At 63.5% G+C, this 20,391-nt stretch carries 18 protein-coding genes and 1 pseudogene; 7 read left to right on the top strand and 12 right to left on the bottom strand.

What is annotated here, in order from left to right:
• Positions 1-42: 42 nt before the first annotated feature.
• From ACIOAU_RS01280 to ACIOAU_RS01250, 7 genes are all read right to left on the bottom strand, one after another.
• On the bottom strand, positions 43-1,056 hold the full coding sequence (locus ACIOAU_RS01280; RefSeq protein WP_150571532.1) for a chemotaxis response regulator protein-glutamate methylesterase: 1,014 nt from the start codon (positions 1,054-1,056) through the stop codon (positions 43-45).
• Positions 1,053-3,350: a hybrid sensor histidine kinase/response regulator gene (locus ACIOAU_RS01275; protein WP_150571531.1), complete on the bottom strand. Its 2,298-nt coding sequence runs from the start codon at positions 3,348-3,350 to the stop codon at positions 1,053-1,055. The genes ACIOAU_RS01280 and ACIOAU_RS01275 overlap by 4 nt, the downstream gene beginning before the upstream one ends.
• Positions 3,347-4,012: a chemotaxis protein CheW gene (locus ACIOAU_RS01270; RefSeq protein WP_150571530.1), complete on the bottom strand. Its 666-nt coding sequence runs from the start codon at positions 4,010-4,012 to the stop codon at positions 3,347-3,349. Before ACIOAU_RS01270 ends, ACIOAU_RS01275 begins: the two co-directional genes overlap by 4 nt.
• Entirely contained in the window at positions 4,009-5,274 is a 1,266-nt protein-coding gene (locus tag ACIOAU_RS01265) for a protein-glutamate O-methyltransferase CheR (protein WP_188035507.1), read from the bottom strand. The genes ACIOAU_RS01270 and ACIOAU_RS01265 overlap by 4 nt, the downstream gene beginning before the upstream one ends.
• Positions 5,271-5,792 (bottom strand): chemotaxis protein CheW, encoded by a 522-nt coding sequence (locus tag ACIOAU_RS01260; protein WP_375139946.1) that lies wholly within the window; start codon positions 5,790-5,792, stop codon positions 5,271-5,273. Before ACIOAU_RS01260 ends, ACIOAU_RS01265 begins: the two co-directional genes overlap by 4 nt.
• 5 nt (positions 5,793-5,797) lie before the next feature.
• Entirely contained in the window at positions 5,798-7,420 is a 1,623-nt protein-coding gene (locus ACIOAU_RS01255; RefSeq protein ID WP_101317135.1) for a methyl-accepting chemotaxis protein, read from the bottom strand.
• Positions 7,421-7,548: 128 nt separating this feature from the next.
• Positions 7,549-8,244: a tellurite resistance TerB family protein gene (locus ACIOAU_RS01250; protein WP_150571022.1), complete on the bottom strand. Its 696-nt coding sequence runs from the start codon at positions 8,242-8,244 to the stop codon at positions 7,549-7,551.
• Between the two features lie 308 nt (positions 8,245-8,552).
• Here ACIOAU_RS01250 and ACIOAU_RS01245 point away from each other — a divergent pair, with 308 nt between their 5' ends.
• The 5 genes and pseudogenes from ACIOAU_RS01245 to ACIOAU_RS01225 all read left to right on the top strand — a co-directional run bounded on the left by ACIOAU_RS01245 (position 8,553) and on the right by ACIOAU_RS01225 (position 13,198).
• Positions 8,553-9,437 carry a hypothetical protein gene (locus ACIOAU_RS01245; RefSeq protein WP_150571023.1) on the top strand — a complete coding sequence of 295 codons (885 nt, stop codon included), beginning with the start codon at positions 8,553-8,555 and terminating at the stop codon, positions 9,435-9,437.
• Positions 9,388-10,443, top strand: a complete 1,056-nt coding sequence (locus tag ACIOAU_RS01240; RefSeq protein ID WP_150571024.1) for a diguanylate cyclase — start codon at positions 9,388-9,390, stop codon at positions 10,441-10,443. The genes ACIOAU_RS01245 and ACIOAU_RS01240 overlap by 50 nt, the downstream gene beginning before the upstream one ends.
• 18 nt (positions 10,444-10,461) lie before the next feature.
• A pseudogene (locus ACIOAU_RS01235) lies at positions 10,462-11,175 on the top strand (PAS domain S-box protein); the annotation flags it as partial.
• A 105-nt stretch (positions 11,176-11,280) separates the two neighbouring features.
• Complete coding sequence (locus ACIOAU_RS01230) at positions 11,281-11,727, top strand: methyl-accepting chemotaxis protein (protein WP_401180142.1); 447 nt, start codon at positions 11,281-11,283, stop codon at positions 11,725-11,727.
• A gap of 46 nt (positions 11,728-11,773) precedes the next feature.
• Entirely contained in the window at positions 11,774-13,198 is a 1,425-nt protein-coding gene (locus tag ACIOAU_RS01225) for a gamma-aminobutyraldehyde dehydrogenase (protein ID WP_150571026.1), read from the top strand.
• A 56-nt stretch (positions 13,199-13,254) separates the two neighbouring features.
• On the opposite strand, the gene ACIOAU_RS01220 is transcribed toward ACIOAU_RS01225, so the two are convergent.
• The 3 genes from ACIOAU_RS01220 to ACIOAU_RS01210 form a co-directional block, all read right to left on the bottom strand.
• Positions 13,255-14,364, bottom strand: coding sequence for an NADH:flavin oxidoreductase/NADH oxidase (locus ACIOAU_RS01220; protein WP_150571027.1), 1,110 nt, complete (start codon positions 14,362-14,364; stop codon positions 13,255-13,257).
• A gap of 144 nt (positions 14,365-14,508) precedes the next feature.
• Complete coding sequence (gene recJ, locus ACIOAU_RS01215; protein WP_101317124.1) at positions 14,509-16,218, bottom strand: single-stranded-DNA-specific exonuclease RecJ; 1,710 nt, start codon at positions 16,216-16,218, stop codon at positions 14,509-14,511.
• A gap of 30 nt (positions 16,219-16,248) precedes the next feature.
• A complete protein-coding gene (locus ACIOAU_RS01210) occupies positions 16,249-16,791 on the bottom strand; it encodes a YaeQ family protein (protein WP_103436278.1) in 543 nt (180 codons plus the stop codon).
• A gap of 131 nt (positions 16,792-16,922) precedes the next feature.
• On the opposite strand from ACIOAU_RS01210, the gene ACIOAU_RS01205 reads away from it, so the two are divergent.
• Positions 16,923-18,122 (top strand): CaiB/BaiF CoA-transferase family protein, encoded by a 1,200-nt coding sequence (locus tag ACIOAU_RS01205; protein ID WP_101317120.1) that lies wholly within the window; start codon positions 16,923-16,925, stop codon positions 18,120-18,122.
• Positions 18,123-18,136: 14 nt separating this feature from the next.
• Positions 18,137-19,018, top strand: coding sequence for a TIGR02285 family protein (locus tag ACIOAU_RS01200; RefSeq protein WP_401179469.1), 882 nt, complete (start codon positions 18,137-18,139; stop codon positions 19,016-19,018).
• Between the two features lie 131 nt (positions 19,019-19,149).
• On the opposite strand, the gene ACIOAU_RS01195 is transcribed toward ACIOAU_RS01200, so the two are convergent.
• Entirely contained in the window at positions 19,150-19,434 is a 285-nt protein-coding gene (locus tag ACIOAU_RS01195; protein WP_101317115.1) for a DUF3509 domain-containing protein, read from the bottom strand.
• Between the two features lie 75 nt (positions 19,435-19,509).
• On the bottom strand, positions 19,510-19,950 hold the full coding sequence (locus ACIOAU_RS01190; RefSeq protein ID WP_181088589.1) for a response regulator: 441 nt from the start codon (positions 19,948-19,950) through the stop codon (positions 19,510-19,512).
• Positions 19,951-20,391: the final 441 nt, after the last annotated feature.

Below are 20,391 nucleotides of genomic sequence, written 5' to 3'. Positions count from 1 at the left end.
CCTGGTCACGACCGTCCAGGCGGTGTGACTCAATTGCTGATGTCATTTGGTAAAAAACTCCGTCAATCGCCCGGCAATGCGCTCGAGCGGGCGGATCTCCATCGCTGCATCAATCGCCGCAGCGGCCTTGGGCATGCCATATACAGCACTGCTCTGCTGGTCCTGGGCAAGGGTCAAAAAGCCCTGCTGGCGCATCATCTTCAAACCCTGGGCGCCATCGCGGCCCATCCCGGTGAGCAGAACGCCCACGCCGGGCGCATTCCAATGGCGTGCCACGCTCTCGAAAAACACATCGATCGAGGGTCGGTAGATTTCATTGACCGGCTCGGCGGTGTAGGCGAGCTGGCCGTTTTTCAGCAAGCGGATATGGTGGTTGGTGCCTGCCAGCAATACCTGCCCGGCCTGCGGCGGCTCGCCTTCGCGGGCAAGCCGTACGACCTGGCCGCAGGTACTGCTGAGCCAGTCGGCCATACCTGCGGCAAACACTTGGTCAACATGCTGCACCAGCACGATGGCCGCCGGAAACTGCTTGGGCAGGCCCTTGAGCAAAACTTCAAGCGCGGCCGGGCCGCCAGCAGACGAACCAATCGCCACCAGGCCGGTACGCTGCGAGACTTCGCGCACAGCGGCGGGCACGCTGCTTGGCGCCGAAGTGCGCTGCTGACCGATCAGCCAGCCGATATTGAGGATCTTGCGCAACAATGGCGCGGCCGCTTCGCGCGGATCACCCGCGCCCAGCGCCGGCGTATCGACTACGTCCAGCGCGCCGTGGCCCATGGCCTCGAACACGCGGTGCACGTTCTGCTTGCGGTCGACCGTGACGATGACGATAGCGCAGGGCGTTACCGCCATGATTCGCCGGGTTGCCTCGACGCCGTCCATCACCGGCATGATCAGGTCCATGAGGATCAGGTCCGGGATCTGTGCGGCGCAGCGCTCGACCGCCTCCTGGCCATTGCCGGCGACCCAGATCAGCTCATGCGCCGGCTCCAGCGCAAGCGCCCGGCGCAGCGCCTCGACGGCCAGGGGCATGTCGTTGACGATGGCAATTTTCATCCTTGTGCACCTCCGATCAACTCGACCACTGCATCCAGCAACGCGTCATCGTGGAAGCTGGCCTTTGCCAAATAGTAGTCGGCGCCGGCATCCAGGCCACGCCGGCGGTCTTCTTCACGGTCCTTGTACGACACCACCATCACCGGCAAGCCTTGCAGGCGCTGGTCGCGGCGCACCAGGGTGACCAGCTCGATGCCGTCCATGCGCGGCATGTCGATGTCGGTGATCAGCAGGTCGAAGTCATCGCCGCGCAGGGCGTTCCAGCCGTCCATACCATCCACCGCAACGGCCACGTCGTAGCCGCGATTGCTTAGTAGCTTGCGTTGCAGCTCACGCACCGTCAGCGAGTCGTCCACCACCAGCACGCGCTTGCGGCTGACGCCTTTGGCACTGGCGCCGTTGCGTTCGATGCGCTCCAGGCGGCCGGTAGTCAGCAGCTTTTCCACCGAGCGCAGCAGGTCTTCGACGTCGACGATCAGTACCACCGAGCCATCGTCGAGCAACGCTCCGGCAGAGATATCCTGAACCTTGCCCAGGCGCGCATCGAGCGGCATGACCACCAGCACGCGCTCGCCGATCAGGCGCTCGACGGCAATCCCGTAGAGCTGCTCGCGCTCGCGAATGACCACAACCCGCAGGCTGCGCTCATCGCCCTGCCCTTGCGGGCGATTGAGCAACTGATTGGCCGAGACCAGGCCGATATGGCGCTCCTCGTGCCAGAAGTGTTGACGCCCTTCGATCTGGACGATGGCCTCGGCGGGCACGTCAAGGGTGCGCTCGATATGCGCCAGCGGAAAGGCATACGCCTCGCCGCCGACCTCAACCACCAGGCTGCGTACCACCGACAAGGTCAGCGGCACCTGCAGATGGAAGCAACAGCCTTGGCCAGCAACCTGGGTCAGCTCGATCGAGCCGCGCAGCTCGCGCACCATATGCTGCACTGCGTCCAACCCCACCCCGCGACCGGATACCTCGGTGACCCGATCGCGCATGCTGAAACCGGGCAGGAACAGGAACGTCAGCAGCTCGGCTTCGCTCATCTGCGCCACGGTCTCGGCCGGTGACAAGGCCCGTTCGGCAATGCTGCAGCGCAGCTGCTCAAGGTCGATGCCGGCGCCATCGTCACTCAGCTCGACAATCAGCATCCCAGCCTGGTGGGATGCACGCAGGCGGATCACGCCATCGCTGGGCTTGCCCGCCAACAGGCGTCGTTCGGGCAGTTCGATGCCATGGTCGACGGCGTTGCGCAGCAGGTGAATCAGCGGGGCTTCGAGTTTTTCCAGGACATCGCGATCGACCTGGGTTTTCTCGCCCTCGATCTGCAACTGCACCTGTTTGCCCAACGAGCGGCCCAGATCGCGGACCATCCGGCTCTGCCCGGTAAGCACGTCGGCGAATGGCCGCATGCGGCAGGCCAGCGCCGTGTCATACAAGTTTTGCGCGCGCTGGCTGGCTTGCCAGCCGAACTCGTCGAGCTCGGCTGCTTGCTGTTGCAGGATGGCCTGGGTTTCGCCGAGCAGGCGTTGGGTCTGGGCCAGCGCATCGAGTACTTCAGGGCTCTGGCCGCTGCTCTCAAGCTGGCTCTTCAGCCCGTCGAGGGCACGCATGCCCTGCCCGTGCATGCGCTTGAGCCGCTGCAGGCTGGCCAGGTAGGGCTTGAGCCGCTGGGTTTCCACCAGCGACTTGCTGGACAGGTCGAGCAGGCTGTTCAAGCGATCCGCCGTCACCCGCAATACTCGCTCGCCGGTCTGGCTGCTGCGTTTGCCTGGCCGCGGTGCAGGCTCGACATCGGCTTGCGCCTGGGCGGCCAGCGCGGGTACTTCGGCGCTGGCCACCGACGGCGCGGCCAGCAACGCCTCACTCACTGCTGCAGCAACCAACTGCGGCGCCGCACTGAAAGCGGCAGCGGGGTCGAGCAACGCCGTCATCTGCGCGACAAAGCCCGGCACTGCCAGCTCACCGGCGGCATCGCCCGGCGTAGCGATGCGCATCAGCAGGTCGGTGCCTTGCAGCAAGGCATCGATGTGTTCGCCACGCAAACGTAGCCGACCTTCCTGGGCCGCGACCAGGCAGTCTTCCATGACGTGGGCGACGCTCACCCCGGCGTCGACGCCGACGATCCGCGCCGCGCCTTTGAGCGAGTGCGCGGCACGCATGCAGGCTTCGAGCTGATCGGCCTGGGTCGGGTTGCGCTCGAGCGCAATCAGGCCAGTGTTGAGCACCTGGGTCTGGGCTTCGGCCTCCAGGCTGAACAGCTCCAGCAAAGACGCATCACGCATTTGCTCAGGGGTCATGACAGGCTCCGCTTGACAGCCGATAGCAAGTGGGTCGAATCCAGTACGCGCACGCTGCGCCCGCGCCACTGCAGCACGGCGGCAGTGAAGCGCGCAGTGTCCTGGCCGTCTTCACAGGCATCGATATCAAGCCGATGAATGCCATCGACTTCATCCACTGGAGCAACTACCGGCCCGCCTTCGGCGGCCAGAATCAGCATGCGTGGCATTACCCGACCATTGATGGGGCTGGCCGGCAGGCTGTCGGCCCCCAGCAGCGCGGCCAGTGACAGGCACGGCACCAGGGCGCCGCGCACATTGGCTACACCTTGCAGTACCCGCGAGCGCTGATGCGGCAGGGAATGCACGGATTGCACCGGAGCGATCTCGGCGAGGCTGGCAGTCGCCAGCGCCAGCCATTCTTCACCCAGGCGGAACACCAGCATCGAACGCCCGGTGCATTCGGTCAGCGGCGCGGCGGCGACAGGCTCTTGGTCCTGCTGCAGGGCGTAGCGATCGAGCAGGCGCGTGGCGGCTGCGGCATGCACTTCGCAGTTGCGGCAGTGAATATGCTGTTCAAGCAAAGGGCATTGTTTGTTGCCATGCACGCCGATGCGATTCCAGCAGTCGTCGATCGGCGCGTGGTCTTCGCTGACCAGCAGCAGCTCATGAATCTCGCTCATCGTTGCGGCTCCCGACCGGCACGCGCGGCGCGTTCCTGCAGACGCCGCGCACCGGCCTCATCGCCTTGTGCGGCGAGCAGCGTGGCCAGTTGCAGCAGCGCCTCGGGGTGTTGCGGCTCAAGGTACACGGCCTTGCGGTAATGGATAATGGCGTTGTGGCTGTCGCCTGCGGTGTCGCTGAGCAGGCCCAGCCAGTAGTACAGCTGCGCCTTGGGTTCGAACTGGCGCAGGTAGCGCTCGCAACTGGCCAGCGCGGCCTGACTGTCGCCGGCGTTGGCCTGGCGGGCGATTTGCGCCAGCAGCTCGCTCTCGCCGGCCTGCCCGGCAGTGGCCACTAGCGACGGGGCGGGCGCTGGGCGCACGTGCCGCGGCGCTGGCGGCACGCTACGCGGCACAGGCGGCTGGCTCCATGGCGCAGACGCCAGGGCCGGCCGTGCAGGCGTCGGGGTAACTACGGGCACGGCTTGTTCCGGCTGGCGCACATAGGCGAACGACTGCGGGATGCCCAATGGCCGCATGCCCAGGCGCGCCAACAGGCTGCCTTCGGCGGGGCCAATGAACAGCACACCCTGGGCATGCAGCAATTGCTTGAGCACCGCAAACACCCGGTGCTGGGTGGGCACGTCGAAGTAGATCAGCAGGTTGCGACAGAACACGAAGTCATAATGCCCGTTGCGACTAGCCAGGGCTGGATCAAGCACGTTGCCGACCTGCAGATCGACCTGGTGGCAGACTCGCTCATGCAACTGATGGCCCTCACCGGTAGCGCTGAAATGCCGCTCGCGAAAGGCCACATCACTGCCACGAAAGGAATTGCGCCCGTACAGCGCCTGGCGTCCACGGGCGACCGAGTTGGGGCTGATGTCCAGCCCATCGACACTGAACGCGGCGGCGCTCATGCCGCTGTCGAGCAGCGCCATGGCAATCGAATACGGCTCTTCGCCGGTCGAGCACGGCAGGCTGAGGATGCGCAGCGGCCGCACACCGGCCAGTTCGGCCAAGCGCTTGTGCGCGAGGCCGGCCAACGCGGCAAACGACTCGGGATAACGGAAAAACCAGGTTTCCGGGACGATCACCGCCTCGATCAGCGCTTGCTGTTCAGCCGTCGATTGCTGCAGCAGCAGCCAGTAATCGTTCAAGTCGTGGGCTGCCAGCGCAGCACTGCGCTGACGCAGGGCACGCTCGACCATGGGCACTCCGACCGACTCGACATCCAGGCCGATGCGCTCTTGCAAGAATCGAAAAAACTGCTGTTCGATCATGCCGGCACCTGCGCTGGCGCATCCGGGAACAGCAAGCGACGGACCTCGTCACTGAGCAACTGGTCGATCTCGATGCGCTGCAACATGCCTTGGGCATCCTGGCGCACCGGGCCCAGATAGGGCGCCTCGCCGTTGTCCAGCCCATACGGCTGGAACTCGTCAGGCTGGCAGCGCAGGGTCTCGGTGGCCTGCTCGAGGATCAAACCCAGGTGCAGCGTGATAGCGCTGGCAGCCGGGTGATAACGCACCACCACCAGCCGCGTGCTGGTGCGTGCTGCGGCCGGCCTGGCAAAGCTCAGCGCGGCCAGGTCGATCACCGGGATCAGCGCACCACGATGGCTGAGAATCCCGCGCACCCACCCCGGGGCCTGAGCGATAGGCTTGAGCGTACGCAGCGCCAGCACTTCCACCACCTCACGCACATCCAGGGCGAAGCGCTGGTCGTTGAGGCGAAACTGCAGGTACAGCACGCCTTTGCCGGAGCCGGCTGTGGGTTCGCGCTGAGGTAGATCCTTGATTGTCATCAGACTTTGAAACGCGAGACACCGCCACGCAGGCCAGCCGCGACCTGGCTCAGCTCATCGATGGCGAAACTGGCCTGGCGCAGCGATTCGACGGTCTGGGTGCTGGCGTCGCTGAGCTGAGAGAGCGCCTGGTTGATCTGCTCGGCACCGGTGGCCTGGGCCTGCATGCCGTCGTTGACCATCAATACCCGCGGCGCCAGCGCCTGGACCTGATGGATGATCTGGCTGAGTTGCTCGCCAACCTGCTGCACTTCGAACATGCCGCGGCGGACTTCTTCGGAAAACTTGTCCATGCCCATTACCCCGGCCGAAACCGACGACTGGATCTCGCGCACCATCTGCTCGATGTCGTAGGTCGCCACGGCGGTCTGGTCGGCCAGGCGGCGCACTTCAGTGGCCACCACGGCGAAACCGCGGCCGTATTCGCCGGCCTTCTCGGCCTCGATCGCAGCGTTCAGCGACAGCAGGTTGGTCTGGTCGGCAACCTTGACGATGGTCACCACCACCTGATTGATGTTGCTGGCCTTCTCGTTGAGGATGCTCAGCTTGGCGTTGACCAGATCGGCCGCGCCCATCACCTGGTGCATGGTTTCTTCCATGCGTGCCAGGCCTTGCTGGCCGGAGCCGGCGAGGATCGAGGCCTGGTCAGCAGCCGAGGTGACCTCGGTCATGGTCCGCACCAGATCACGCGACGTGGCGGCGATCTCACGCGAGGTGGCGCCGATTTCGGTGGTGGTGGCTGCGGTTTCGGTGGCCGTGGCTTGCTGCTGCTTGGAGGTGGCGGCGATTTCGGTAACCGAGGTGGTCACCTGCACCGACGAGCGCTGGGCCTGGGCGACCAGGCTGGCGAGGGATTCGGCCATTTCGTTGAAGCCGGTTTCGATGGCGCCAAACTCGTCCTTACGGTCCAGGTCCAGGCGCATGCTCAAGTCACCCGAGCGCAGCTTATCGAGGGCATGTACGATGCGTTGCATGGGCGTGGTGATCGCACGCATCAACAGCAGCCCGCAAATGCCGGCAGCGATGATGGCCAGGATCAGCGAAACGATCATGCTGCCCTTGGCGGTGGCCACGGCGCTGACGATGTCTTTGGTGGCTACATCGGCCGCTTCCCGATTGCGTTCGATCACGGTGTTGAGGTGCTTGCGCCCTTCAACCCAGGCGGGTGTCAGCACGTCGGTGATCAAGCGCTCGGCTTCGGCGTAGTTCTTCTGCCGGTAGGCCTCGAGTACCAGTTCGATGTCGGCGATGTAACGTTTTTCCATGTCGACGAAGGCGTCGAAGCTGGTCTGGTCTTCGGTATTACGAATGGTTCCCTGATAACTGGCCATGTGCTGGCGCAGGCGCTCTTCAAAGCTCTTGAACAGTTCGATATCCGCAGAGGCGATATCGCGATGCTTGCTCAGGCCGACCAACTGCTGGCTGGTGACGTAGCTGTCGACCCAGGCGCTGCGGATCATCGAGCTGTAGTAGACGCCGGGGATGGCATCGGAACCGACCGCTTCCTCGCTCGCGGAAATGGCGACCAACCTTGAGTAGGCTGCAACGATCATCAACAACATGATGGCGATGATCACGGCAAAACTTGCCAGGATCCGTTGGCGCATGGTCCAGTTTTTCAAAATCAGCCCTCAAGAATTCAGTACGAGCGGGGAAATCGCTCGAGTATAGCCCAGGCATGAGCCGGGTTTCTCAGCTGAATGAGCGGCGTTTGCGGCATCCCTGCCGGCAAAGGTGGCAAATAGCCAGATTACTGACCGGCGGCAAGCCTGGCCTGGGCTTCAAGCTCCTGGCGCAGCGCCGGATCCAGGCGCAGCTGGCGCGACAGCTCATCGAGGTAGGCGCGCTCCATGAAGTTTTCCTGATCGACCATCATCAGGCTCGCCAGGTACATCTCGCCGGCCATTTCCGGGGTTTGCGCGGCGCGGGCGACTTCTGCCGGGTCGAGCGGTTTGTTCAGCTCGGCGTGCAGCCATTGCTGCAGTTCGCGGTCGCTGTCCAGACGGGTGAATTCACCTTCGATCAGCTCACGCTCACGCTCATCGATATGGCCATCGGACTTGGCTGCCGCGACCAGCGCACGCAGCACGGCCTGGCTGTGCAGCTCGGCTTCAGCCGGTGGCAGCCGGTCGAGCGTCTGCGGCTCGCGCACCTGGCCAGTGGCCTGCTGCGCCTGCCAGTTATTGAAGGCCTTGTAGGCGATCACCCCCAGCGCTGCCAGGCCGCCGTAGGTCAGCGCCTTGCCGCCTAACTTGCGCGCGCTCTTGTTACCGAGCAACAAGCCCATGGCGCCACTTGCCAAGGCGCCGCCGCCCATCCCGGAGAGCAGCCCACCGAGACCGCCTGCACCGAGCGACGGCTTGCCGCCAGCGCTTTTACCGGTTTGTTTGCTGAGCATTTCCTGGCCGGTCTTGAACAGTTGATCGAGCAAACCTCGGGTGTTCATGCGCACGTCTCCACGCTACAGAAAGGAAAACCCAGAGTAAGGCTTGGCCTGTCGTTCGCCATGGAAGTATTTGCTTCGGGATGTTGCACAAGCCGACCAAGTGCGCTGGCAAGGCGGCACGCTCGGCCTGATCATCGAATAGCCGCCAAGGGTCCAGCTCCATCGACCATGCATGGCCAGACCTTGCCCCGCGGTCAACCTTGCAACATTTTTGGGGCCATCCTGAATTTGCTCCGCGAGACCGCATAATCGGCGCTGAAACGATAATGGCCATGTGCAGCCATTGATATTAGGTGATGTTGCTAGCCATGAAACGAGCCGAACTGCTGGACTACCTGCATTTGACGATCAGCAACTTCTACCGGCTTGATTCCGATGCCGCGCTGGACCACCACCTGCAGTTGATGCTTGAGCAATACCGGCGCAAACCGTTCTTCTTCAAGAGCTTGCTCAAATACGACCGCCTGATGGTCGTGCTGTCGCTGTTCGCCTTTCATTTCCACGACCCTATGACACCGTTATCGCGGGTCAAGGCATTTTGCGAGCGGCGTGGCTACCTGACGCGCAACACCCTGGAGTCGTATTTCTCGTTCTTCCTGATATCGGGCTATATGCACGTATCGCCCCACCCGGATGATGCTCGGCAACGCATCTACAGACCCAGCAAAACCGCTATCGATCTGGCCACACAACTGATCAGCGCATACCTCATACCGGCCCAGAAGCTGATACCCGATGCCCAGCCTTGGCAGCGCACCGAGCCAACGGCGTTCCTGCGTCAATACTTCAGCGGATTCGCTCACCTGCTGGATGCGGACGTGCTGCTGGACGGGCTGCTGCCGGGGGCCAAGTGGATCATGAACCGCGACGGTGGTCATCTGCCGATGCTGAGCTTGTACCTTGATACCCGGGGCTTTCGCTCAAACGACGGCGGCTACAAGGTCTCCAGCTATGCCGAGCTGTCCTCCCGGCTCGGGGTATCCACCATGCACGTGGCACGGCTGGTCAAGGAAGGCGAAAGCAAAGGCTACTTCCGCACCCAGGGATCACTGGTCGAGATGCGCCCGGCGTTCGCCGAGTTGGTCAGGCACACCATGGCGATCTACTTCGCCGTCACGCGGGTCAGCATGGAGCTTGGTAGTTATGCCCTTGAATCGGAAATACCCCAGCCTGGAGCTGGATGTCTCGGCTGATCATCGCCCGCGCATCAGGCTGCTGCTGCGCGAAGGCATCATCGCCGTGCAACTGTTGGTTATCGCCAGCTGGCTTGCCGTTCACCTGGTGCTTGACGAACGCATCGCCACCCTCGGCGCCTGGGGACCGCTATTGATGATGATGGCTCTGTTCATCATCCAGACACGGACAAACTCGGACAACGTATGGCGGTATTCAGGCTTGCTGTTCATGCTGACGGTGGTGCTCGGCTTCAAGCTGATCTTTCTCGACTACCCGCCATTGCATCGCCAGTTCTCTCTGGCCATGACCGTTCTGGCGGTGGTCGGCGCATCGCTGCTGATCCGTGGGCCAATGGATTATCTGCTGGTCGCCGTGTTGAGCTGGGTGCTGGTGATGCCCCACATCGGTCACGATGACGTGAGCGACTACCGCTGGTATCTGGCTATTTTTTTTGCCTTCTCGATCAGCCTGGGCTGGATCAACAGCCGCACCTACCTGCGCGCACTGAGCATCACACTGCAGATCGAGCAGCACTATCGCACCCTGTCGGAAACCGACTACCTGACTTCGCTGTACAACCGACGTGCACTGATGGACCGCTTCGAGCGCGTCATCGAAAGCCACTGTGGCGGTTTCTTCATGATGATCGATATCGACGACTTCAAGCGGATCAACGACCAACTTGGCCACGCCGCCGGCGATCAGGTGCTGCGCGTGCTCGCCGCACGCCTGCGCAACATGGCCGGCAGCCACTGTGCCGGGCGGCTGGGTGGTGAGGAATTCGGCGTCATCATCGATGCCCAGAGCCCAGCCATCGCCCTGGCCATCGCCCAGCGCCTGCTGGAGGCGGTACGCAACAGCCGCGAAGCTCCCGCCCGCTTCACCTTCAGCGCTGGGCTGGTGCCCTTCAGCCACGATCAAGCCCTAGCCGACATCCTTATCCACGCCGACCGCTGCCTGTACAAGGCCAAACGCGCCGGCAAGGACCGGGTGCATTTCGGTGCAGGCGAGCATTTATCCTGACAATTACTGGAGTTCGCCGTGTTCAACCGCCGCTGCACGCAGGCACTGCTCGCTTGCCAACAACAACTGGACAGCCTGCAAGCCGTGCTCGCCCAACTGGAACAGCAACTGCTCAGCGCTCGCCTCGATGCCAACGGCTGCTTCACCGAGGTCAATGCGCCGTTCGCCAACGCGCTGGGCTTTTCCGCCGCGCAACTGCTCGGGGTCAAGCTCGAAGCCCTGCTTGAACCAGGCTGCAGTTTGCCGGCACCACTGACAGGCTCGCCGTCGCTCAGTTGCCGGGGCGCCGACGGTCGCCCGGTGCTACTTCAGCTATGCTGGTTGCGCGACGCGCTGGGCCAACATCACGGCTACGGCTGCGCCAGCCCCGGCACCAGCCGCCGTGACCGGGACGGGCTGGAGTTGTACAACGCCCTTGACCATTCCACCGCCATCATCCAGTTCAACCTCAACGGCATGGTGCTCGACGCCAACAAAGCCTTTCTCAACACCATGGGCTATGGCCTGACGCAGATTCTCGGCAAGCACCACCGCATGTTCTGCTCTGCCGAGGACGCCGCCTGCGCCGACTACACCCAGTTCTGGCAAGCGCTCAATCGCGGGCAGTTCGTGGCGGGGCGCTTTCGTCGTATCGACGCCCGCGGCAATAGCGTATGGCTTGAAGCGACCTACAACCCGATCAAGGACCAGCACGGTCGCCTCTACAAGGTGGCCAAGTTCGCCAATGTGGTAACCGAACAGGTGGAAAAGGCCGACCTCGTGCGCCGCGCTGCCGACCTCGCCCATGATGTTTCGCTGACCACCGAGCACAGCGCACAGCAAGGCCTGACAGTAGTCATGCAGGCCGCGTCGGCCATGCAATCCATCGCCGGGGAAATGGCCAGCGTTGGCCAGGACATGCAAGCGCTGCAGGCGCAGTCGCTGAACATTGGTGCGATCGTCGAGATCATCGGCGGGATCGCGGCGCAGACCAACCTGCTGGCACTCAATGCGGCCATCGAGGCCGCCCGTGCCGGCGATCAGGGCCGCGGCTTTGCTGTGGTTGCCGATGAAGTCAGGCGCCTGGCCGCGCGCACTACCGAGGCCACCCGGGACATTTTCGAGGTAGTGCGTCTGAACCGAGAACTGGCCGATGGCGCCTTCAAAGGCATTCAGAACAGCCGCGAGCATGCCTGCGCGGTGCAGGACTTGGCCAGCCAGGCCGGCAACGCGATGGACGAAATCAGCCGCGGCGCACGCCAGGTCGTCGAGGTCACCAGCCGGGTAGCCAATGAGCTGCAGTGAGTGGTCTACGCTATCGACCATCGCAAATGCCTCGGAGGATTACCCCATGCACACCCAGATGCTGATCAACGGCCAACTGGTGGCCGGTGAAGGCCCGGCCTGGACCGTACTCGACCCAGCCGCAGGCACTGCCCTGGCGCAGATCAGCGAGGCCAGCGAGGCGCAGGTCGACAGCGCCGTGCGCGCCGCCGACAGCGCCTTTGCCAGTTGGTCGCAGACCAGCCCGAAAGACCGCTCGCTGGCCCTGCTGGCGCTGGCCGATGCCATTGAGCAACACGGCGAAGAACTGGCCAGCCTCGAATCGCAGAACTGCGGCAAGCCCCTCGCCGCCGCCCTCAATGACGAGATCCCGGCCATTGTCGACGTGTTTCGCTATTTCGCCGGGGCGGCGCGCTGCCTGGGCGGTTCGGCGGCAGGGGAGTATCTGCCGGGGCACACCTCGATGGTGCGGCGTGACCCATTGGGCGTGGTCGCCTCGATTGCGCCGTGGAACTACCCGCTGATGATGCTCGCGTGGAAGATCGCGCCGGCACTGGCCGCAGGCAACACCGTGGTGCTCAAGCCCTCCGAGCTGACCCCGCTGACAGCGCTGCGCCTGGCCGAGCTGGCCCGCGAGATCTTCCCGGCCGGTGTGTTGAACATTCTGTTTGGCCGTGGCGCGACTGTGGGCACGCCGCTGGTCACTCATCCGCGCGTACGCATGGTATCGCTGACCGGCTCGATCCCGACCGGGGCGAACATCATCGGCGCCACTGCCGCCAGCGTGAAGCGCATGCACATGGAGTTGGGCGGCAAGGCGCCAGTGCTGATCTTCGATGACGCCGATCTCGATGCGGCCGTCGCTGGCATTCGCAGCTTTGGTTTCTACAATGCCGGCCAGGACTGCACCGCCGCCTGCCGGCTGTATGTGCAGGACGCCATCTACGATGAATTGGTCGAGCGCCTGGGCCAGGCTGTCGCCAGCATCAAGCCGGGACCTCAGGATGCGGCCGACACCGAACTCGGCCCACTGATCAGTGCGCAACACCGCGACAAGGTAGCAGGCATGGTGCAACGCGCCCTCGACCAGCCGCATATCCGCCTGGTCACTGGCGGCAAGGTGTTGGAGGGTGCAGGCTTCTTCTACGCGCCGACTCTGCTGGCCGACGTGCTCCAAGACGACGAAATCGCCCGTCATGAGGTGTTCGGCCCGGTGGTCAGCGTCACTCGCTTTGCCGACGAAGCCCAGGCGCTGGAGTGGGCCAACGACTCCGAGTACGGCCTGGCCTCATCGGTGTGGACCGCTGACGTGGGCCGCGCGCACCGCCTTGCCGCACGCCTGCAATACGGCTGCACCTGGGTCAACACGCACTTCATGCTGATCAGCGAGATGCCCCACGGCGGGCAGAAGCAATCGGGCTACGGCAAGGATATGTCGATGTATGGGCTGGAGGACTACACCTGTGTCCGCCATGTGATGTTCAAGCACTAGCCGTGTTGGCTGCCTTGTCGCCGTCTTTTATCGACGACAAGGCAGCCACATCAACGTCAGGCGTCGCGCAGGTCGGACTCGTGAATCGGGTTGGCGCGGTGGGTTGCCCGTTGGTATTGCGCTGGCCAAGTGGCCTTGTTGCCACCCAGATCGTCGTCGGCATGCAGCGGCCAGTACGGATCACGCAGCAGTTCACGGGCGAGGAAGATCAGGTCAGCCTGCCCCGTGCGCAGAATGTGCTCGGCCTGGGCGGGTTCGGTGATCATGCCGACGGTGCCGGTGGCGATCTCCGCCTCTTTGCGCACGCGCTCGGCAAAGCGCGTTTGATAGCCCGGGCCGGTGGGAATCTCGGCGTTGACCGAAGTGCCGCCAGACGACACGTCGATCAAGTCCACCCCTAGCGCACGCAGGCGGCGCGCCAGCTCGACGGTTTCGTCAGGGTTCCAGCCGTCTTCGACCCAATCGGTGGCCGACACCCGGACGAACAGCGGCAGCTCTTTGGGCCATACCGCACGCACAGCCTCGGTAATCTGAAGGGTAAAGCGAATGCGGTTTTCGAAGCTGCTGCCGTATTCATCGCGGCGCTGGTTGCTCAGCGGCGAGAGAAACTGATGCAGCAGGTAGCCATGGGCAGCGTGCAGTTCGACCACCTTGAAACCCGCAGTGAGCGCGCGCTCGGCGGCTTTGACGAAGGCGTCGATGATCTCCTGGATCTCGCCGGTACTCAGCTCACGCGGTGCAGTGTGCTCCGGGTCGAAGGCTATTTTCGACGGGCCGACCGGCTGCCAGCCGCCGTCCTCCGGTTTGACGCTGCCGTGCTTGCCCAGCCAGGGCCGATGAGTGCTGGCCTTGCGCCCGGCATGGGCCAGCTGAATGGCGGGTACCGAACCCTGGGCAGTGATAAAGCGGGTGATGCGCTGCAGCGGCGCGATCTGCTGGTCATCCCACAGACCGAGGTCTTCAGCGGTAATCCGACCATCGGCAGTGACCGCCACGGCTTCGGTGAAGACCAGCCCGGCCCCGCCTACGGCACGGCTGCCCAAGTGCACGAGATGCCAGTCATTGGCCAAGCCATCGGCGGCCGAATACTGGCACATCGGCGACACGGCGATGCGGTTGGGCAGGGTCAACTGGCGGAGGGTGTAGGGCTCTAACAGCAGGCTCATGGGGGATCTCCCTGGGACTCCAAATGGGTGACCGGCCCGGGCACTGATGTGCAGCCGTGGCCTGGTACCGGTTCTCTTGAGCCTAGACCAGTTTGCTGCGACCAGGGTTCAGCCCGGTCGCAGGAGTATCCCTGCAGCAGCCGGTTAGCGTGGTTCGATGTGCGCGATCATCAGTTGCACGCTTTCGTTGCCGCGAAACTCGTTGACGTCCAGCTTGTAGGCCAGCTCGACCCAACGCACGGTGGGGTTGGGCCAGACTTCGCGGTCGATACCGAAGGCAATACCGTCGAGCTTGACCGCACCGCACTCGCTCTTGAGCACCACCTTCAAATGCCGCTCGCCGACCACACGCTGCTCAACCAGCTGGAACACACCATGGAACAGCGGCTCGGGAAAATGCTGGCCCCACGGGCCGGCGTTGCGCAGGGCGCGGGCCAGGTCCAAGTGGAATTCTTCAACCGCCAGGGTGCCGTCGGTCAGCAACCGCCCGGTCAGGTCGTCTTCATTGAGCTGACGCCGGGTTTCTTCGTCGAACGCGGCGGCAAACGCCGGGAAGTTCTCTGCCGGCAGCGACAAACCGGCGGCCATGGCGTGGCCACCGAACTTGCTGATCAGTTGCGGGTGACGCGCAGCCACGGCATCCAGCGCATCGCGGATATGAAAGCCTGGCACCGAACGCGCCGAGCCCTTGAGCAAACCCTCACCGGCATCGGCAAAGGCGATGGTCGGGCGGTGGTAACGTTCTTTCAGGCGCGAGGCGAGGATGCCGATCACGCCCTGATGCCACTGGGCATCGAACAGGCACAGGCCATACGGCATCGACTCCAGCGGCAGGTCCTTAAGCTGGGCCAGCGCCTCGCGCTGCATGCCCTGCTCGATCGACTTGCGGTCCTGGTTGAGGCCGTCCAACTGCTCGGCCATGTCGCGGGCCAGCGCCGGGTCGTCACAAAGCAGGCATTCGATGCCCAGGCTCATGTCGTCCAGCCGGCCTGCGGCGTTCAGGCGCGGGCCGAGGATAAAGCCCAGATCGGTCGAGGTGATGCGCTGGTAGTCACGGCGAGCGACTTCGAGGATCGCCTTCAAGCCAGCGCGGGCGCGACCAGCACGAATTCGCTCGAGGCCCTGATGGACCAGGATGCGGTTATTGGCATCCAGCGGCACCACGTCGGCGACACTGCCCAGCGCGACCAGGTCGAGCAGCTCGCCGATGTTCGGTTGCGCCTGGGTCTGGTAACGGCCAAGGCTGCGCAAGCGCGCGCGCAGGGCCATCAACACATAGAAGATCACCCCTACCCCGGCCAGCGACTTGCTGGGGAACTCGCAGCCTGGCTGGTTCGGGTTGACGATGGCGTCGGCGTCCGGCAAGTGCTGGCCGGGCAAGTGGTGGTCGGTCACCAGTACCTTGAGCCCGGCCGCCTTGGCGGCGGCAACGCCCTCGACACTGGAAATACCGTTGTCGACGGTGACCAGTAGCTGCGGCTGGCGCTGCAGCGCGACTTCGACGATTTCCGGGGTCAGGCCATAGCCGTACTCGAAGCGGTTTGGCACCAGATAGTCGACATGCGCCGCGCCCAGCAGCCGCAGGCCCAGCACGCCAACGGTGCTGGCGGTGGCGCCATCGGCATCGAAGTCGCCGACGATGAGGATGCGCTGCCGCTGGTCCAGCGCCTCGACCAGCAGATCGACCGCCGCATCGATGCCCTTGAGCTGCTGATACGGCAGCAGACGGGCCAGGCTCTTGTCCAGTTCAGCCTCCGATTGCACGCCGCGAGCGGCGTACAGGCGGGTCAGCAACGGCGGCAAGGCTCCCAGAAAAGGCAGGGTGGGCGGCAACGGGCGGGGTTCGATACGCATGGGGTCTTCAGCAGTCTATAAAGGTTGAAATCAGCCGCGCTCGCCGAGCAGCCACTGCAGCTGCACTTCGTGCTGGCCGCGGTCGTCGGTGACGAACACCGTGCCTTCGCTGATCATCACGTCCCACTTGATCACCCGCGGCATGTCCTTGGCGATGACTTCCAGCACATCTTGCGGGACGGCGGCGATGTTGACGTTTTTCAGGTTCTTGATCGCGCCGAGCACTTTGGTTTCCCACACACGCAGGCTGCCATAGGCGAGCAGGCTGGTGCGCTCGGTGCGACGCGAGCACCAGGTCAGTCGATCAGCGTCGGGCTGGCCGACTTCGATCCAGTGCAGGACGCGATCATCCAGGCTCTTTTCCCACAGCGCAGGCTCGTCGACGTCCGACAGACCACGGCCGAACGACAGTTGCTCGTTGTACCAGAGCGCGTAGGCGAGTAGGCGCACGGCCATGCGCTCTTCGGTTTCCGAAGGGTGGCGGGCGATGGTCTGCTTGACGCTTTCGTAGACGTTGCGGTCGAGGTCGGTCAGGTTCAGTTCGAACTTGTAGGTGGTGGACGGCTGGGCCATGGGTGACGGGCTTCTAGCTGGAGAAAGTCGGCTAGTCTAACTGATCCTGCCCTGCTTGCGTCGCGGCAGTATCTGCCGCAGGCGAGCTGTGATAAAACCAGCGCTTTGTTTCTGCCGCCACGGATGCCCCCATGCCAACGCCCAGCAAACCCCTCGCCGGCCTTAAAGTCATCGAGCTCGGGACCCTGATCGCCGGCCCCTTTGCGTCGCGCATCTGCGCCGAATTCGGTGCCGAGGTGATCAAGGTCGAATCGCCCGACGGCGGTGATCCGTTGCGCAAATGGCGCAAGCTGTATGAAGGCACGTCGTTGTGGTGGTTCGTCCAGGCGCGCAACAAACAGTCGCTGACGCTGAACCTCAAGCACGAGGAAGGTCGCGAGATCCTCAAGCGGCTACTGGCCGAAGCCGACATCCTGATCGAAAACTTCCGCCCCGGCGTGCTGGAAAAACTCGGCCTGGGCTGGGACGTGCTGCATGCGCTGAACCCGCGTCTGGTCATGGTACGCCTGTCGGGCTTCGGCCAGACCGGGCCGATGAAAGACCAGCCAGGCTTCGGTGCGGTCGGCGAATCGATGGGTGGCTTGCGTTACATCACCGGCTTCGATGATCGCCCGCCCGTGCGTACCGGTATCTCCATCGGCGACTCGATTGCCGCCCTGTGGGGCGTGATCGGTGCATTGATGGCGCTGCGTCACCGCGAGGTCAATGGAGGTGCCGGGCAAGTGGTCGATGTGGCGCTGTATGAAGCGATCTTCGCCATGATGGAAAGCATGGTGCCGGAATTCGACGTGTTCGGTTTTATCCGCGAGCGCACCGGCAACATCATGCCCGGCATCACTCCCTCATGCATCCACACCAGCGCCGACGGCAAGCATGTGCAGATCGGCGCCAACGGCGATGCGATCTTCAAGCGCTTCATGCAGGCAATCGGCCGCGACGACCTGGCCGATGACCCAACCCTGGCCAGCAACGACGGCCGCGACCTGCGCCGTGACGAGCTTTACGGCGTGATCGATCGCTGGGTCAATGGCTTGCCGCTGGAACAGGTACTGGAGGTTTTGAACACCGCGCAGGTGCCGGCCAGCCGGATCTACTCGGCAGAGGACATGTTCAGCGACCCGCAGTTTCTGGCCCGCGAAATGTTCCTGCAGGGCCGCTTGCCCGATGGCAAAGCGTTCAAGATGCCCGGCATCGTGCCGAAGCTGTCCGACACGCCAGGCTCGACTGAATGGGTTGGCCCGGCGCTGGGCGAACACACCACGGCGCTGCTCAGCGGGCTTGGCTACGATGCTGCAGCCATTGCCCGGCTGCGCAAGGACGGCGCGGTCTGAACCGCGCCGCCGTGGTGTTCAGGCTCAAGTTACGCTGGCTGCTGACGCTTGCAGTTAGCTGCGCGCTGCTGCCCGGCGTAGCCACGGCCAAGGAAAAGCTGCTGTGGCTGATCCGCGATCTGCCGCCCTTCACGATCTTTGAAGGGCCTGAACAAGGCCAGGGCGTGCTCGACCGCATGCTGCCGCTGCTGATCGCGCAGATGCCCGAGTACGAGCACAGCATCGTCCGGGTCAACCGCGCCCGCGGCATCCAGATGCTGCAAGAGCCCTCCTTCACCTGCGACCCTACCCTGCTGTGGACCCCGGAGCGGGCCAAGTACGCTTATTTCTCCAGCCCGACCATGGCCACGTTGAGCAGCGGCCTGTTGGTGCGCAACGAGGACCAGGCGCTGATCGAACCTTACCTGCAAGGCGGCAGCGTCGACCTCAAACGCCTACTGACCCAGAGCACGTTGAAGCTCGGGATTGTTGCCGAGCGCAGTTACAGCGCCTCGGTCGATAAGTTGCTCAGGCAACTGCCCGACAGCGCTTTCAACCGTCACTACGGCACCGAAGCGACCGCCAGCTTGCTGCAGATGCAGCAGTTGGGCCGTTTGCAGCTGGTGCTGGGTTACTGGCCAGAGTTGCGCTACCTGCTCAATCAGCAAGGCGCGGATACGCACAGTTACCGTTTTTATCCGATCCAGAGCGTGCAGCCCTACCAGCTAATGCATGTCGCCTGTTCCGACACACCGCTCGGGCGTGAGGCGATCGGCCATATCGACAAACTGTTGCCGGCGCTGCGCCGTGACACATTGCCGGATCTGTATGCCCGCTGGCTAGATCCAGAGCAGCGCGAAGCGTATATGCAGCGGGCCGCAGAGCTGGCCGACGATCAGGCCTACGCCACGCCCTGAGCCAGAAAAAAGAAACCCCGGTCGCTGGGGAAGACGACCGGGGTCAAGCGAAAGTCATCTGGACTTTCCGTGGCAGCTCAACGTCACCGGAGCAAAGCGCCGCTGGGCTGCCATTAGCAAATAAGACGCAATCAGCTGGCAAAGGTTCCGTGAATCGGTTGGCGCTGCTGCAGGGCAGCGATCACACAAGGCTGCAGGCGTCCTTCGGCAATCTGCACATCCCGATGCAGGCCATCGACCAGATCTATCAGCAGGCTCTGTTCCTGCAATTGTCGCGAGGTGACAGCCCGTTGCAGGGTGACATTGCCTTGAGGGTCACGCAGAACCAGTTGCCGATTGCCATTGGCATCGGCGGCGGCGAGGTGAGCTTGGTAAGGGGTCAGAGCATCATTGAGCAGTCTGCAAATTCTTTCCATCCGGCGCACTCACTTGTTTTTTGGCTATATGGGTACTGACCCTTGGCGGCCGCAGAAAGTTCGTTGCTGCGGGGTTCAGTGAGCATGCGCGCGCATCATGACAGTTTGAAAATCGCTCACAGCAGGCTTATGGCGGCTGCCACCTACTCGCTGCAGCGTTCGTTGCAATGCTGGCATCGACAAAGGCCAGGCCAGTTCGTTGACCACCCACAAGCCTTTTTGCCGGGCCTGCTGGGCGATATCAAGATGCGCGGGACGGGGCTGACCGATCAACAGCAACGCCGTAGATGGGCAGGTCAAGCTCAGGTGCTGCAGCAACGCCTTGCCGTCGGCACTGGGCATGGCGTGGTCGATGATCAGCAGATCAGGTGCACGCCGGCGAGCCAGCAAGGTTGTGGCGATGACCAGGTTGTCGGCGATGCGCACATTGAATATGCCCTGAGCATTGCAAGCCTGATGCAGGCTGATCTGCTGGGCGGGACGAGTGTGATAGATGACGACGTTGAGCCGGTACATAGGGCGCTCCTGAGCGCCGCGCGCCCGGGTTGAAGTAGCGCCAACTGTAGAAAGGGTCAAGTGCGAGGGATATAGGAAAAGGCTGAAAGTGCGAACAGGACAATCCGTGAATGGGGTCTGCTTCGCAGACCTTCGCGGGTGAACCCGCTCCCACAGGATGCGATGCTCTCAGCAGACCTTTGGTTCGACGCTCCAGCAACCTCGCTTCCATACTGCACACCACTCCTGGCAACGCGAACTCTGTGGGAGCGGGTTGAGCCGCGAAGCGGCCCCGCTGTTAATCTGCGCCAGCGCAGCGAGGCGTGCTTTTGATCTTGATCTGCTTTTGATGTTGATCCACCGGCGACTCAGGAGGCCGAGCGCAGGTCTTGCGAAGGGAGGTGACGGTCCATGGATGGCCGGCAAGCGCTGCGGGCCAGGATGGCCCGTACAGCGCGGTCC

Origin of the sequence: Pseudomonas sp. NPDC088322, from assembly GCF_044740745.1 — a bacterium.
GTDB lineage: Bacteria > Pseudomonadota > Gammaproteobacteria > Pseudomonadales > Pseudomonadaceae > Aquipseudomonas > Aquipseudomonas shirazensis.
The sequence above is the reverse complement of the archived record's forward strand: the minus strand, read 5'-3'. Positions and strand labels throughout refer to the sequence as shown.